Origin of the sequence: Photorhabdus sp. RM96S, from assembly GCF_042879335.1 — a bacterium.
In the GTDB taxonomy this organism is placed as follows: domain Bacteria; phylum Pseudomonadota; class Gammaproteobacteria; order Enterobacterales; family Enterobacteriaceae; genus Photorhabdus; species Photorhabdus kayaii.
Map to the genome: position 1 here is coordinate 100346 of NZ_JBHFKT010000007.1, position 16407 is coordinate 116752.

Sequence of the window (16407 nt, forward strand, 5' to 3'; positions counted from 1 at the left end):
TGTCAGGATGAATTGCACACCTTCCAACCGAAAAAGCCGAGCCTGAATTTACGCAATACTAAAATTGCTGCTGTTAAACAAATTTCCCCTTACCAATCGTGACATCGGTCCACGCCGTTGCGATAGCCACTTTCGCCTGACTGTCCAAACCCGCAATAAAACCATTATCACCCACTGCCGGAGCAAAGCCACTCATTGCCTGGATCAGGGAATCCACGGCATTATCTGACAGTGCCGTAAATTCACGTTCGCCTGATGCCTCCTCATCGCTCATCCAAGCCACCAATTTGGCGCGATTGCCATTAAAGTAATCATTAAAGGTAACCGAACCTACCGATTCAAATTTCCCCTGAGCGGTGGTGTCCTGAGTATGGCGATTCACTGACAGCACCAGATCATACCCGCTACGCTGAAACCACAGGTTTCGCCAGTCAACACCGTTAAACAAGATCATATCTTCTGCGTTAATATCGCTCACTCGGTTATCAATCACTTCTTCGCTGACCACAAAGCTATCCACACCTGCACCGCCCCGGAAATTGTTCTGATACCCGCCTAACACCAGCAGATCCTGACCTTCACCGCCATCAAACTGGCTGAACTTCGAAATAGCGGCGGCTATCAGATGATCATCACCTTCGCCACCCTTAATCACCGCATGGTAGCCCATCAGCTTAATCGCATCATTGCCGGAGTAACCATCAATCCGGTTGTCATTACCAAATACTCTGGCAAAATCGTCGCCTCCTCCCAGTTCGGCCTGATTATTATTGCCGATGATCACCGTATAATCCTGACCTTCCCCAGTATCCACCCGGTTATAGTTGCCGGAGGTGACAACGTAATCCTGCCCGTTACCCGCATCAATAAAACCGCCTTCACCAAAGACAAATGTCTGGTCATTGCCTTCCCCCATAAAGACATGGTTAATCCGCCCGGCCACCACTGCGGTATCATCCCCCTTACCGCCAAACATCCAGTTTTCACGCCCCATCAGGACGCCCAAGTCATTGCCTTCACCACCTGAAAAAATATTGGAGGTACCTAGCGAGTAATAGACATCACTACCACGACCACCCCAGAAATTATTGTTATCGCCCAGATAGGCACCAAGATCTTTACCGTCACCGCCCCAGTTGAAGTTATAGTTCCCCAACGATACGTGGATATCGCCATCCCCTTGCAGATGACCGCTGCTACGCAGGAAATCAAACGTTTTTTCTTCCATATTAAGCAGATCTGTCGTCAGGTTTTCTTTCAGGTTAACCACTAACGATTTCATCTCTCGCTGCTTCTCTTCGCTGAACATCGTCGCAAATAAATTAGGTAAGTTAAGCGAATTAAAACCAAATGCAGGCTTGGGTTTATTATTGGTCTGAGCATTTTCTCCATTGATACTCACCGAAGATCCTGATTCCTGACGCTCATTGGGCGCTTTCTCTTTCAAACCATGGCTCTCCGCAAATGACCTGATACCCTCCTCGCCCATATCAATACCCGCCTCCAGGCTATCAAGTAACTTTTCTGGATTGGTGAAAGTTTGCAGTTGATCACCACTAAATTCCCCTATCACTTCCAACATCTCTTGCAGAATTGCCTCACCATCAACCGATTCACCTGTATAGGAAATAATTTTCCCCTCTGCGGTGTAGTTCACGCCAAAAATATCCGCTAAGGTGGTATCTGCATTTACACTCGCTAATCGGCCAATCAGTTTATTCTTGAGCTGACGCGGCAAGTCTTGTGGATTATAGGTAAAGGTGGTCTTCGCCATGCCCGTGGCTGAATATTGTTGCGTCATCAGACCAAACAATGAACCCAGATTGGTATCCAAAATCGACTGAATATGGTCACCGAACATCAGGTTCCAGTTACCGGTTGTCACCTGAATATCAGCGCCACGCCCGCCAACAGCAAAGTTGAAAGCCAGTTTCCGATTGGCCTGACGAAACTGATCCATGCGACTTATTTTGCCCATATCAGCACCCTCACCATGTTCCCCTAGCCACTGATTAAACTTCTTGTTCAGAGTTAATTCGGCATCGTATTTCAAACCACGGCTGCTACGTTCATGTTGCGAATCCAGATCAATCAATGTGTTGTAGTCCACATTGCTGGTTTGGTCCAAACCTGACATATCCTCCACAAACCTCTTCGCACCAGCGATGGTCCACTGTTGATCTTGCGCCACCAACCAATCTTGATCCGCACTGGAACCGGCAATCCCTTGCAGTACGTGAGCAATACGCGCAGCACCATCAAACGGATTAACCAACGGCGGCGTTGGAATGTATTTATCCATCATCACAATCAGGTCATTACTACGGCCCTGATTAAAACTGACATTACGATTACCGATAAACATTTGCGCCCCTTCAAGCGCCTGGTAGCCTGCAATATCGAAGCTCTGTTTACTGTCACCATTACCGATGTGTACCATCACATTGTTATCACCGAAGGCCAGTGATTTAAAACCACCGCTACCCACTTTGATACCAACGTTCGAGGTTCCCCAATTGAGTGCGGTAAACTCCCCATCTCCCACATTCACTTGGATATTACCGGAGTAACTGAGCTGATTATTCGCTTTCTCATTGGCATCAATTTGAATCGTATTTTTACGTTTGTTTGGTTTAACAAATTGTTCAACGTTACCCGCGATCGCTCCTTTAATAACGGTATCAGCTTCGGTATGTCCTACCCTGGAGAAGTTAATATCACTTTCGGCAATACCACGGCGAACTAGCTCGGTATGCGTGATCAACTCATTTTGGTTATTCCAACTCAATACGATTTTATTATCAGGCAAATTGTTAACCCATTGGTTATTTTGATCACGGGTAAATTTGCGTCCACTGGCATCAACAGCCACTTCACTACTGCGAGCGGAAACATCACTGCGAATGCCTTGCTTATCTAACACAGTAATAAAACGACGAGCAAAGCCATCCCGTTTGTCATCACTTATCAAAGAACAGCCCACAATACTGATGTGATCAGGTTTGTGAGTTATGCTTTTACCCTGATTAACGTCCTGATAAAACCGCGTTAATCTGGTCGCCAATTCATCAGCGGTGTAACCACTCAGACGAATGTTATTTTGTTCCGACGTCTCACGGCCATGACCGACAATCTGCCAACGTAACTTACCGGATAATCTGGCAAGATCGCCATAAACCACACGATATTTACCACTAGAGTCAAGTTGAACCACTACGCTAGAATCTGAATGTTTACCCGCCAGATTGGCCGCGGCTTTAGCGACGATCGGATCATCCTCCATTTGGATAATCATCTGACCATCAAAGCGAGTTTCACGGCCATCAGCTTGTGGCATCACCGTCTCTATTTGCCAGTCACCGAGTGGCCTGCTCATTTTCTGATCCTGATGAGGATCGCCGATGATAGTAGGATCTGACCTCTTATTCTTCCCCGATAACCCATCTAACTCTTCCACCGCTGGACGACTTTGTGGCTTCACCCTGGCATGTTTTTGATAGAATTCCCCAGTTTCTTGGAACGCGTTATCCAGCGCCTGACTTATCCACACTTTGCCTTCTGCACCGGCAATATCCACCAGCTCCCTATAATTGGTAGTGTAGCTATTTAGCAACTGCTTGCGTTGTCCATCACCGGTTACCTGTAGTGCCTGATAAACCGCCAGACTTTCGTTGACAGAATGACCACCATCAAATACCAGAAACGCCAGCGTGTTGAGATAGCTCTGTCTGGCCGAGAAAGTAGGCTGTTCACTAGCAATATAGTTATTGAGGTGAACCATGATATTGGTCGAGCCAGAAGCCCCCGTTACCACAGAGTGGCCTTGCGCTAACGCATTATGCTCAAATCTCGTTTCCCGTCCGGGGACCAAAATTCGACCCGCAGCAACCTTTCTGCCATATAAAAAGTCATCATACTTGTTATTGGCAGGCTGGTAGGGCAACGCCGTACCATAATCTTTGGTCTGCTTTTCGGTTACTTCAACTTCATACGTGATATCAGCCCCGCTAGTCAGTTGACTACTGGTCGAACGGGCCTTGGTGATAACCTCCTCATAGAAGCGATCCCCTTTCACCTTCCACTCCGCACGCTCCATCCCCATTCCTGGGGTAATGGCCATTTTTACTGCCAGAAATGGTACCTTAATCACAGCAAAACCATCATTAACCTGAGTCATCATGGTTTTGAAATTGGCAAAAGTCGGTTTGTCCAGGAACGTTGTCAATTCAGGCACTCGACTAAACCAGGGACGAAAGTCCTTATTAATGGCCCTGGCAAAACCGGCCATCTTTTTAGCAATAATCTTTTCACGCTCGGCGACATCAGGATAAAAACCCCCTATCCACTGTTCAAATTTCTCTACCAAAAATTGTCCTGTCTGCCTGGAAGTGGTCATGGCATCCTGTGGCGCTGTTTTCACCAATTCATGGGCCAATTCAGAATCAAAATGGCGGCTAAACAGGTTATCAATATATTGTCCAGTCGCCTTTTCCTTACGGGCATCAGCCAGTAACTGCTGAGCTAGCATGTGTAATTCAGGATGTGCCTGCAACTGGGCAACCGCATCCTCAAATAGCTTAATGGTTTCCCGTCGTGTTACCTGTCCGCTAAGCCAAAGGTTTTTGGCTCGTTCAACTAACGGCATACCTTCGGGAATCGCTTCTTGTTGCAATCGGCTAACGAAAACGATGAAGCTTTCACTTTCAGTTTTAGGCGCTTCCCGTTCCGCCGCAGAGTTAATCTGGGTCAATGGCTTGATTTGTAAATCAGTAAGACGATTAATTTCGCTTTGCGCGATATCACCTTTCAAACCTACCACCCGCCCGAAGCCATCAAAGGATACCTGTTGGTCAAACCGTGCAACATGGTCAGGCGATAAGCTAACGCCTAAAATCCCGGCTGATTCAGCTCTTTTTGCTTGAAGGTAGGCAACCAATTCTCCCATCTCAAAACGCAGGCTTTTGACTAATCGGCCACGCTTGGCAAATTCATTGGGATTACGCTGTTGCCAATGAGCAAGCGCTTGCTCAAGCTGCAACACATGCTGCTCATCAGGTTGTTCAACCGCATTGTTGAAAGCCTGACGCATGGCCACCAGCGCCTTACTGGGCCGATCGGTATTTATCTGACCAAGATATCTTTTCGTCGAATCAATAAACCGTTTGTCACCCTGACTCAGCAAGAAAGGCTCAAACTCTCTCAGGATGGAAGAATGAGATTTAAGGCTATCTCCACCAGCCGTTTGCCCCAATCCTTGCAAATTGATACCCGAAATGACAGGTGCTTTTTTGGTTAACTTTCCAGGTTGATTCGAGATAGGTTCCACAACCCTATCGGATGACGTTCCGGTAAACAGGGAAATGATCGAAGCACCAACATTTTCTGCGCGAATACTCCTGTTGATCTGTAGCCGATTAATCGCCTGTTGCGCACTACTCAATGCCGCCAAATCTGTAGCTGTTAGCGTTAGATCTTCACTGTTCCAGCCATTAGCTTCCGTTTTAGATTCAGGATTGATATGACTTTTCGGTTTCACTACGTCGATTGGTATATACGCTTTTCCAGACAAGCCACTGCCGGTCGCTCCGCTACGATCGGGTTTTGCATCACCAGCCTGTTTCGCACCTTTTGCATCAGCCTGTACCTGAGCGGCTTTATTTTTCGCTACCGAACTATCATGTTCACCGCGTTGTTTCGCTTCTTCATACACGGCATAGGCATCACTTTCCGCTTTTACTGCCCGCAGATGTTGTAAATCTGCTTCTTTCTGTCTTGATTTCGCGCTTGTACGCGCATCTTCAATATTGTCGTCTGCGTTCTTGATATTCTGATAACCTTGCTTTAAACCTGCTTCTGATTTGCCAATTGCATTTTTTACTTGTTGTTGGTTATCAATAAGGCTCGGCTGTAAACCCGCTAATTTTTTCTGTGAAATAAATTTAGTGTCATCTAATTTCTCCTGAGTACGGTCCAAATATCCCGCAGCAAACCGGTCACGCCACTCATCACCCGATTGACCAGCGTAATTCCCATAGCCATTAAGCGCATCCAGACGTTGAGTCATGGAGAACAGTTCCTTCATTACTGCTCGCTCTTCTCCACTTATTGCATCACGCTGTACTTGTCCATTGGTCTTCAGCGCATTTTGATCCGTTGATTCCAATTGGAATTGTGATTTTGAAATTATTTTCAGTTGATCATCCCGCTCTTGTTCCAGAATACGGCGATTTTCCTCTGCTTTCTCTTTATCACTTAACGCATTTTGCGCAGCTCCGTCCTGTTTTGCATGTTTAATAACAGCGTCAGCTTGTGATGATGATTCACTCTGAGTCGAATCAACCTTGTCTCCAATATGCAAGGCATTCTGGATAGCCTCAGTATCAGGAGTCTCCACCTGTGTTACCGTGCCACTTAATTTATCACGCAGATCCGAACCAACTTTATCAATGGCATTCATCTGGAAACCATCAATAGCAGAAACTTCGGTTAAACTAATCGCCCCTCGGCCCTTAAGGGTTCCAGAAGTATTCTCCTCATTACCGTGAATCAGATAGTTAATCGCGTAGCTACCTTCCACATTTAACACAGTCTGTTTAATATTTTTAAACAGTAAGGGGAGGTTATTACTTTGCGTGTCGCTTTCTGCAATAGAAAGCGTGTAGAAATCACCATTACCCACCTTAATCGCCACATTATTACGTGCATAAGAAGCGTTAATCCCCAAGCCATCACCAACATGAATATTGGCATTGCCTTTACCTTTCATGATCGCAACATTGAGACCATGCCCGACTTTAGTATTAACGTTATATTCACCCCACACGGTGTTAACGGAAACACCATCCCCCACGTTGGTATTGACATTAAAATCGCCATGCGTCGCGGTGACACTTAAACCATTCCCCACCGTAGTCGTGATATTGGCTCTGCCTTTTGCCACAGTAACCTGCATACCGTCACCCACTTTAGTGACAATATTTCCTTTACTCCACAAGGCATTAAAGCTGTCACCGTTACCGACCTGAGTCACAATGTTGGCATCAGCTTTGGCAAGCACGACATTGCGCCCATCACCGACCTTGGTAATCACATTAGATTTGCCCCAAGCGCCGGTATAATCATCACCTAGCCCCACATGGGTAATGATATTGGCATCACCTTGAACAACCGTGATTTCCTGCGCATTACCCACTTTGGTAATGATATTCGCTTTACCTTTCGCGAAGTTATAACGGTTGCCATTACCAACCTGAGTCAGGATATTAGCATCCCCCCAAACAACATTAACGCCGATACCACTCCCCACTTTGGTAATGATATTGGCTTTTCCTTTGGCAAACCCCACCGTCACGCCATGACCGACATGGGTCATGATGTTACCCACATCGGAAATAAGTAAACCGACTGTTGTCCCGTCCCCTACCTTCGTTAGAATATTGCCCTTACCGAATAACACGGCAGCAGTAGTTGATGATCCCTTATGAGTGATGACATTCGACTTCGCTGCCGCAACCACCCCCATAAAATCATCACCCACTTTGGTGACAATATTTGCCTCTCCTAACGCTAAAACCCCCGTTAAGCCATTGCCGGAATGCGTCATGATATTGGCTCGACCAAACATTGCCGCCAATGTTGTACCATCACCAACCCTGGTCATTACATTCAGCTCGCCGGCAAACAAGCCAATACTGGTGCCATTACCTACATGCGAATAGATATTGGCCTCACCAATCATCAAACCGAGCGCCAAATCATTGCCCGCTTTCGTCAGAATATTGCCCTGCCCGATCATCGCGGCAAAGGTTGAGCCATGACCAATATGGGTCATCACATTAGCCTCACCGATCATGGCTGCCAGCGTCATGCCGTTACCCACTTTGGTGGCGATATTGCCTTTCGCCAACATCAAGGCAACACTCATTTCATCACCAATGTGAGTAAACACATTGCCGGCAGCGATCATCAATGCCAGCGCCTTACCATCCCCCACTCTGGTAAAAACATTCCCCAAGCCTCCCATCAACCCCCATGCATCACCGCGACCAACATAGGTAAAGATATTGCCCGCGCCAATCATGGCCGCAATCGCCGTTCCATTACCCACTTTGGTAAAGACATTGCCTGCGGCTCCCATAACGCCCAGAGTCTGATTGCCACCGACATGAGTCAGCACATTACCTATACCGAGCATGATACCCGTGGTGTCACCATTTTCGATTTTGGTCAAGATATTAGCGCCACCTAACATCACCCCCGTCATATTTCCATTGCCAATGTGAGTAAACACATTGGCGCCACCACCCATCAGCGCAATAGCACTTCCTCTGCCCTTTTTCGTCAGAATATTGGCGCCGCCTAATGCAACCGCCGTAGTGCCTGATATTTCATCATCGTTGAGATGCGTGATAATGTTCGCGCCACCAAGCATACCGGCAACCAAATCACCGGCACCAAGCTTAGTCAGCACATTAGCGCCACCCACCAGTACCGAGGAAACCTTCCCTTTACCTGTTTGGGTCATCACATTAAAACCGCCGGCACCTAACCAATTAGCGTTAGCATTACCTATTTGGCTATGGGTGTTGTACCCCCCAAACATGATAACTCGGCTATCGCCATTACCTTGATGAATCGAAATATTACCCATCGCCAAAAGATGAGCCAAATACCGCCCATCACCGATTCGAACCAATACGTTTGCCGCACCGCCAGCGTAAACATCCATTTCTCCACGCTGGCTTTGATGAACCAATACGTTTGCCAGACCTGCGCCCCGGAATGTCAGATTGCCCTGTTCCCCACGTTTCACAATCACATTGGCAGCACCAGCGCCTTCAAAATTGACGTTGCCGCGTATGACACTGGAGGTAATGACATTACCGCCCCCCATGCCCTTGAAATTAATGTCACCGGCGCTGTCACCCATATCGGCGGATAAGTTCACCAGCTCCTGATGACTGTACTCTTCGGTATGTGCTAAGTGCTCAGAAACACGGCATACTGAATTCACTTTATATTGCAGATTAGTTAGCAAATATCCGCCTATATCCATTGAGCGATAACCATTTTTGAATGAAAAATCTTCAGCAGCCAGATTACCGGTATGATCACCCGCTTTGTACCACGCACTGGCATAATATTGCAGTGCGCCGGTTTCAGGATTATTCGCCAATTCAACCATCACCACTTTGGTATATGACTCAACATACTTGGCATAAATATAAGTGTTCGGTTGACTGTTCGATTTCACCGCTGAAACATCTAATATCAAACCACCAGAATGGATTGCATGCCCATGCATCTTGGCATCAATTAACGTGACATCTCCTGCTCGGGCATTGGTTCCACCGGCATAAGTCACCCACTGGTTCTCCTGCAAATCTTCTTCAACAGTATGTTGAATAATAACGGGGTGATGATGTTCGAAGATTAAATTAGAGAGACGGTAACCACCATTGATGCCTATATCAGTAAATCCATTGCTTGAAGAGATATTCTCCGTAGTAAGATTCTTAAGGTGATTTCCCTGTTTATACCAAGAAGTGGCGTAATAATTGAGCTTACCGGTTTCAGGATCATTTCTGAGTTGGACTTTACTAATCTTAGTGTACATTTCATCGGCAAATGCAAAGAGATAAGTGTCAGGCTCGATAGTTGATTTAATACCTGTTACTTGTTGGGATTGCTGAATCCAACTTCCTCCCATTGTCGCTGTCGTTAACACAATCTCTTCGGCTTTAGCATATTCCAGAGCGCCATCACGAGAACCGCTATCTGCGCCGATTCTTGATATTTCATTGTAAGCACCGGCACCATCGAAAGTAATATCACCATGTGCGACATCAGAATAGATCCGGTTATAACCCCCTGCCCCTTCAAATTCGATATTACCGTGCGTCTGTCCATATTGATCTTGACTTTGGCGCAAACGCTCAATACGGTTTGATGCCCCGGCGCCATGCAAAATAATATTGCCTTCTTTACCTTTACGTATAATGTGGTTATCAGCCCCGGCACCTGTGAAATTAATATTGCCACTTTCAACCCACGAACTAATACTATTCGCTGCTCCCCCACCGTCAAATTTCACATCACCGTGGCTTTTCTCATAGTGATCATACCAGGTACGGTCAATTTTATTACCGGCACCAGCGCCGGCAAAATTTAAATTACCTTGATTCGTTTCATGCCATAATTCGTTATAACCACCAACACCGTTAAAAGTCACATTACCGGATTGTCCTTTGCGATTCAGGCCATTATAAGCCGCTGCTCCTGAGAAATTGAGATCACCGTGGTCACCCCGATGATCCATAAAAACACCCCCTGCCGCACCAGTAAATGAAATATTACCATTACCACTTTTATCAATACCCGAATAACCCGCAGCGCCATGTACAGCCAGATTACCTTCCTTATCCACTACTTTTAAATATCCGGCGCTACCATCGACTATCTTATTGCCAGAATCGGCATAAACTGTTGCTCCAATTGACCCGAGGATAATACGATCATCTCCTCCTTTGGCATAAATAACCCCTCCGACACCAATGGCAACAATATTATTGCCATCATCATCATCGTAATATTTTCCAGTAAAGAAATATTCTGTACTGCGGTTTGATGATTTTCCCATAAACAATCCCTTAATTTAAACTGAGGTTAAATAGAAAACCACTGCATCTGGCAGATACAGCAGCGGTTTTGAGAATCTAGTTTTCCATGGACAGAGCAAATCCACCGTTCTTCCCACGGTAAAAAAATATAATGACAGCCATCACCCAGGCATTATTTATATAATTATGTCTAATTAGGTAGATTATTCTAACTCTATTGAGTTATTACTCCATTGATTGTTTTCTTTCTAATCAACGAAATAATGAAAAAAAACGCCTTTGTTATAACTGATATCAGAAGTGATTTGTTCGAATTTTTTAGACATATTTCTTCCTCAACAAGAAATTTACTCAAAAAGATTATAAAATATATAGTGAAGCAAAAACCCTAAGCTCAGAGACATAATGGACTTATATATCTAAAAATACGGTTAAATGAATAATCAGAATAAAATAATATAGAGCAAAAACTCAAAATCAATATTAATGCATAAGAAAGTCTGTTTACCCCCCATATATTGCCCTATATCCCTACATTGATATTAACAATGCAAATAAAATAGTGAAAAACAAGATTAAACTACAGGCTAATTTATTGTTTTTATTGGAATAATTAAAAAAATTTTCATAAATAAAATTACTAAGGTTAAATTATTAACATTGTTGCATCAGAAATGCAGGAAAATTTAACTTATTTCTTTTCAAGAAAATATCGATAGTAAAAAACAACAGTTCACTCCCATTACTCTGATCTAAATAAATACGACCAATAAATACAATATTACTATACCCGTCATCTTTCAAGTTGCCTCTTTGTTGGCTGCACTCACTCACCCCGGTCACATAGTTATCTATGCTCCCGAGGATTCGCTCCCTTGCCGTCGCGATCCATCTTGAAATCCATAGGGTATAACTATAATGAGTTAAATTAATAGCAAAATTAGACTTCAAACACTGTTCTGGAAATTTATAGACTTTACAATGAGGGATAGCGCGTTGGGTGAGGATTGATATATACCCGTCATCTTTCAAGTTGCCTCTTTGTTGGCTGCACTCACTCACCCCGGTCACATAGTTATCTATGCTCCCGGGGATTCGCTCCCTTGCCGTCGCGATCCATCTTGAAATCCATTGGGTATATCGCAAGTTAATTATAATGGAATCATTCAGATCGATTATGAAAAAACCCACAAAGTGGGTCTATTGGATGGGTAATTCACCAGGGCAACCGCATGAATGCTTAAATATTACCCACATTAGAAAATCCCGTTTGTAACACTTGATAGCTGTAATTTCATTTTACCCATTATACTTACTACCCAAATGTCTTTACCAAATATTACATCTCTTAGTTATTAATCCAGCGATAGTTTATATCTGTTCATATAACTCCTAAGGGAGTAGGATTACTGAATTTATACTAGATCGAAATCGCCACCAGATTAATATTATGCAGCCTTTAGTTCTGCATTTATCATTTAGGTTCAGAATTTAAATGAATAACTCTATCAGCACTTTGAATAGTGGATTCTCTATGAGCAACAATGATTCTAGTCACGTTTAAATTTGCAATAGATTTGTTAACAATAGATTCATTGTTTGTATCAAGATGACTTGTTGCTTCATCCATAAATATAATTTTTGGTTTTTTATAGAGCGCTCTGGCAATCATTATTCTCTGTTTCTGCCCTCCTGAGATACTTCCACCCAGTTCACTCAACTGTGTATAATACCCCATTGGGAAACTAACTATTTCATTATGTATGTTAGCTTTAATTGCACATTCAGTAACGTACTCCATATCAATATCATCATCAAATCCTGAAATATTTTCAGCAATTGTACCAGAAAAAAGCTTGTCTTCCTGTAAAATACAAGAAATATTTTTTCTGTAATTATTTACACCTAAACTATAAATATCAAGATTATTAAATAAAACTTCACCTGATTGAGGCTTAATGAGACCACTCATTATTTTAATAAGAGTAGATTTTCCCGCGCCTGAAGGTCCTACTATTGCAACAGATTCACCGCCCTCAATTTTTATTGAGAAGTCTGATATACCCTATGGATTTCAAGATGCATCGCGACGGCAAGGGAGTGAGTCCCCGGGAGCATAGCAAACTATGTGACCGGGGTGAGCGAGTGCAGCCAACAAAGAGGCAGCTTGAAAGATAACGGGTATATTGTATAGTTTGATTCATCATATGTATAAGAAACATGTGATAACTCTAAAGATGCTATATCATAACTTTCAGAATTAATATTTTTTTTAAATATTTCTTTTTCTTGCAAAGCAATTCCAGATAATCTTTCGTTATGTAATGATAATAATTTCAGCTCTACTGATTTATTGATTATATTCGTGATACGATCCGAGAATTGACCTCGGTAGGTATTGAACGCGATAAACATTCCTATAGTAATTGTACTGTTTATTACTAAGTATGAACCAACCCAAAGTATAACTATTTGATCAAGTGCAATAATAATTGAACTGAGAGCGATTGTAATAATTTCTATTTTCTTTTTCTTTACTTCAGATTTGTTTAAAGTTTTTACTTTATCACTATAGATCCTTTGTCTATTGTTAAGAATGCCGAGAATCTTAATTGTCGGCATGCTATAAAGACTTTCCATAAAAAAAGAGTTTATAGTAGCTTCATCTTGAATTTTTTTATCAGAAGCATTCTTATAAATTTTATAAACAATTATTTTAACTAAAAAATACAATACCGAAAATAAGATGACAACAATCGTTAGGCTACCACCATAAATAATCATCATGCTCAACAGTCCAATTATCATTAGGAAATCAATGATTAAATCAACAATGTTATTGCAAAATGTTTCCCTTATGTTTTCAATTGAGTTAAACCTAGATTGGATATCACCTAGTTTTCTACTAGAAAAATAGTGAATTGGTATTCTTAATAAATGACTAAAAAGACTGTTTTTCCATTGTATATCCAAAAGAATATTTATAGAAAGAGACATATAGGATCTTATGATATCGGAAAAAGTTTTTACTAAAGTAAAAAAAATAAGAAAAATACATATTGATGACAATAGTAGCGTATCTTTTGTTACTATAACATGGTCCATTATTAATTGGATTCCTATTGGTATAGTAAGAGTAATGCTCTCTATTAGTATATACCCGTCATCTTTCAAGTTGCCTCTTTGTTGGCTGCACTCACTCACCCCGGTCACATAGTTTGCTATGCTCCCGGGGATTCGCTCCCTTGCCGCCGCGATGCATCTTGAAATCCATAGGGTATAGATATTGCAAATATTTTTAAAAGAGCACTCGACAGTCCTTTGGAGCTTTTGAAAAGATCTATTAATTTAATTGTTTTTTTATTAAAAGAAGACCTTTTCTTAAACTCCGGTGTTGGCGTTAGTTCTATTGCGACTCCAGTGAAATGTTTTGATATTTCATTAATAGATAAGATCCTTTCTCCTTTCTCTGGATCTAATATAAAAAATTTGTTTTTATTGACTTTTTCTAAAATAACGAAGTGATTCATATCCCAATGGAGTATGCAAGGTTTTTTTAAAAGGTTAATTTCATCAACATCCAAAGAATATACATTTGTATTTAACTTATTGTTTTCTGAAATCTCTAATAAATCTTTTAACCGTAATCCTCTAGAGTCAAAATTATTATTTCCTTTTAGTTCTTTCAGAGTTGTATCACACCCATAATAGCAAAGTATCATGGATATACATGCTAGTCCGCAATCGGCAATACTCTCTTGATAAATAATATTTATTTTTTTTCTAAAAAATAAATCAGGGATAAAATCAAACAGAGAATTATTATCCTTCATGATTTACTCCGTGTGTTTTTTCAAATAACGCTTAGCTTTATCTACCATTAAATTATAAATGCTCTTACTTTCAACTATTAAAGAAGTTTCTGCTTTCATGCCTGCTACCAATCTTAGTTGAGTTATATTTTTGTCTGTCAACCTAACCTTTATAGAATAAAAATTATCGTGATCTATTTTAATGTTTTTTTCTGGATTTTGCAGCATACTGTTTTCATTACTCACTGTTGATTGTGAAATCGTTTCTATTATTCCTTCAAATGAACCATATTTTTGAAACGGGTATGAACTAAATCTAATATTTACCTTACTGCCTATTTTTATATAAGGGTAGCTGTCGCTTCTAATATTAAATATAATAAAATATGAATCTACCTTTTTCGGTGAGATTTTTACCAAAACATCATTTTTAGTCACTTCCTGACCTAAAGTTTTATATTGATAATCCAATACTCCATTAATAGGTGAGGTTATGACACGAGTAGAATCAGAATTTATATCAATCTTTTTCAAATTAATATCATTTTCTTTTTCTTGTAACAATGCTATCGAATTTTCAATATCGCTTAATTTATTATCTCTATCTATAATAAGCTGACTATTTTTTTCTTGTAAAGAATTTAATTGTTGATACATGCTTATATAGCTAATCTTATTTTGAGTATAATTGTTGTTTATTGAATTAAGCTGTTCTATAGTTACATGTCCTTTCTTCAAGTAATCTTCAAATTTTTTTCTTGTTTTATTATAATCCTGAATCAATCTGTTTGATTCTTCTAATTCTTTACTTAATTTTTGTATTTCTTTCTCAGTAAATTTTATGCTTCTCTCATAAAATTCTATAACCTTAATTTTTAGTTCTTTTTTTTTGATTATATTGCCATTTACTTTGTCAGCCATTGAATTTAATTGTTTTATCTTTTGCAATTTAAGATCACCATTAATATCCTCATCAATATTTTTTATTCTAAAAATAATATCTCCTTCCAATACTTTTTCTGGTTTTAGCACATCAAAAGTAGAAGATTCTATATAACCTTTTATTGGTGATCTTATGATTATAGTAGAGGGAAATGAATGGATCTCACCTTCAATCAAAACCCTATTGTTTATTTTTAGTACAAATATTAAAATAAAAAGAAAAAATATCAAAAAAAACACTATTGAATATAAGAAAAGAGAAGATGGGTAAATTTTAATTATTGTATTTGCAACCCACCTATTTTCATCGTTCTCTTTATTTAAATTTCTAAAAATACTATCATCCATTATTATTTTGGCCCCAAATTTTAATTAGATAGTCATACAAACACGTGGTTATAAGGCAAATAAAAAACCAGTTAATCCATGATACTGAATTCTGTAAAACAGATATTGTAAATGGATTTCCTATAGCATAGTCCATCAATGGTTGCCTAACAAGCCGTCCCATGATTGCTAATTCAATTAACCACATAAGGATACCTCTTGTGATAGGGGTATATGTAGGAAGACTCTTTTTTATGAGAATATATAAAAATGTTATACCCAATCCTGTCTCTAAACTTGTTAATGCAGCAAGATATCTAACATCCCAAGACGGGGCTACAGTTATATTGCTTACTTCATGCCTTATATAAGGAACTACCCACTCGGAGTTGATAACATGAATCACAAAACCTACACAAGAAGTCAGTATAGATACGATTAGAATAATAAGAAATATTAATTTTTTCTCTTTGTTTACCATACAATCCTCTCTTTAACAGTAGGAGGGGAATTACCCCCTCCTTTTCACTAATTAAAAACTATATTTATATATATTACCATCCCAACCAGGACTTGCAGCCTTTTTCACAAGTTTATTCACTTCTTTAGGCTCTACGGTTTTTCCGACATCCTTTCCTGACCCCCCTACGCAATCTAACAATGCTTTATTCCAAGAGCTACTCTTTTTTAAGTCTTTCATAGTTAGT

At 40.9% G+C, this 16407-nt stretch carries 8 protein-coding genes; all 8 read right to left on the bottom strand.

Annotated elements, in window-relative coordinates; all coding sequences use genetic code 11:
- Positions 1–73: 73 nt before the first annotated feature.
- The 8 genes from rtxA to dynB all read right to left on the bottom strand — a co-directional run bounded on the left by rtxA (position 74) and on the right by dynB (position 16400).
- On the bottom strand, positions 74–10639 hold the full coding sequence (rtxA, locus tag ACGF49_RS06395) for an MARTX multifunctional-autoprocessing repeats-in-toxin holotoxin RtxA (protein WP_387490176.1): 10566 nt from the start codon (positions 10637–10639) through the stop codon (positions 74–76).
- A gap of 634 nt (positions 10640–11273) precedes the next feature.
- Entirely contained in the window at positions 11274–11810 is a 537-nt protein-coding gene (locus ACGF49_RS06400) for a hypothetical protein (RefSeq protein WP_349010589.1), read from the bottom strand.
- A 283-nt stretch (positions 11811–12093) separates the two neighbouring features.
- Positions 12094–12681 (bottom strand): ATP-binding cassette domain-containing protein, encoded by a 588-nt coding sequence (locus ACGF49_RS06405; RefSeq protein ID WP_387490244.1) that lies wholly within the window; start codon positions 12679–12681, stop codon positions 12094–12096.
- A 62-nt stretch (positions 12682–12743) separates the two neighbouring features.
- On the bottom strand, positions 12744–13832 hold the full coding sequence (locus ACGF49_RS06410; RefSeq protein ID WP_387490180.1) for an ABC transporter transmembrane domain-containing protein: 1089 nt from the start codon (positions 13830–13832) through the stop codon (positions 12744–12746).
- An 8-nt stretch (positions 13833–13840) separates the two neighbouring features.
- Positions 13841–14452 (bottom strand): cysteine peptidase family C39 domain-containing protein, encoded by a 612-nt coding sequence (locus tag ACGF49_RS06415; protein WP_387490183.1) that lies wholly within the window; start codon positions 14450–14452, stop codon positions 13841–13843.
- Positions 14453–14455: 3 nt separating this feature from the next.
- Positions 14456–15721, bottom strand: a complete 1266-nt coding sequence (locus tag ACGF49_RS06420) for an HlyD family secretion protein (RefSeq protein ID WP_387490186.1) — start codon at positions 15719–15721, stop codon at positions 14456–14458.
- Positions 15714–16181 (bottom strand): hypothetical protein, encoded by a 468-nt coding sequence (locus ACGF49_RS06425; protein ID WP_387490189.1) that lies wholly within the window; start codon positions 16179–16181, stop codon positions 15714–15716. The genes ACGF49_RS06420 and ACGF49_RS06425 overlap by 8 nt, the downstream gene beginning before the upstream one ends.
- A gap of 51 nt (positions 16182–16232) precedes the next feature.
- Positions 16233–16400 (bottom strand): dynobactin A family peptide antibiotic, encoded by a 168-nt coding sequence (gene dynB / locus ACGF49_RS06430; protein WP_217469848.1) that lies wholly within the window; start codon positions 16398–16400, stop codon positions 16233–16235.
- Positions 16401–16407: the final 7 nt, after the last annotated feature.

Excerpts from the sequence above, each read along its gene's own strand:
- dynB (WP_217469848.1), bottom strand. The coding sequence starts at position 16,400 with ATGAAAGACTTAAAAAAGAGTAGCTCTTGGAATAAAGCATTGTTAGAT.
- rtxA (WP_387490176.1), bottom strand. The coding sequence starts at position 10,639 with ATGGGAAAATCATCAAACCGCAGTACAGAATATTTCTTTACTGGAAAA.
- ACGF49_RS06425 (WP_387490189.1), bottom strand. The coding sequence starts at position 16,181 with ATGGTAAACAAAGAGAAAAAATTAATATTTCTTATTATTCTAATCGTA.
- ACGF49_RS06415 (WP_387490183.1), bottom strand. The coding sequence starts at position 14,452 with ATGAAGGATAATAATTCTCTGTTTGATTTTATCCCTGATTTATTTTTT.
- ACGF49_RS06420 (WP_387490186.1), bottom strand. The coding sequence starts at position 15,721 with ATGGATGATAGTATTTTTAGAAATTTAAATAAAGAGAACGATGAAAAT.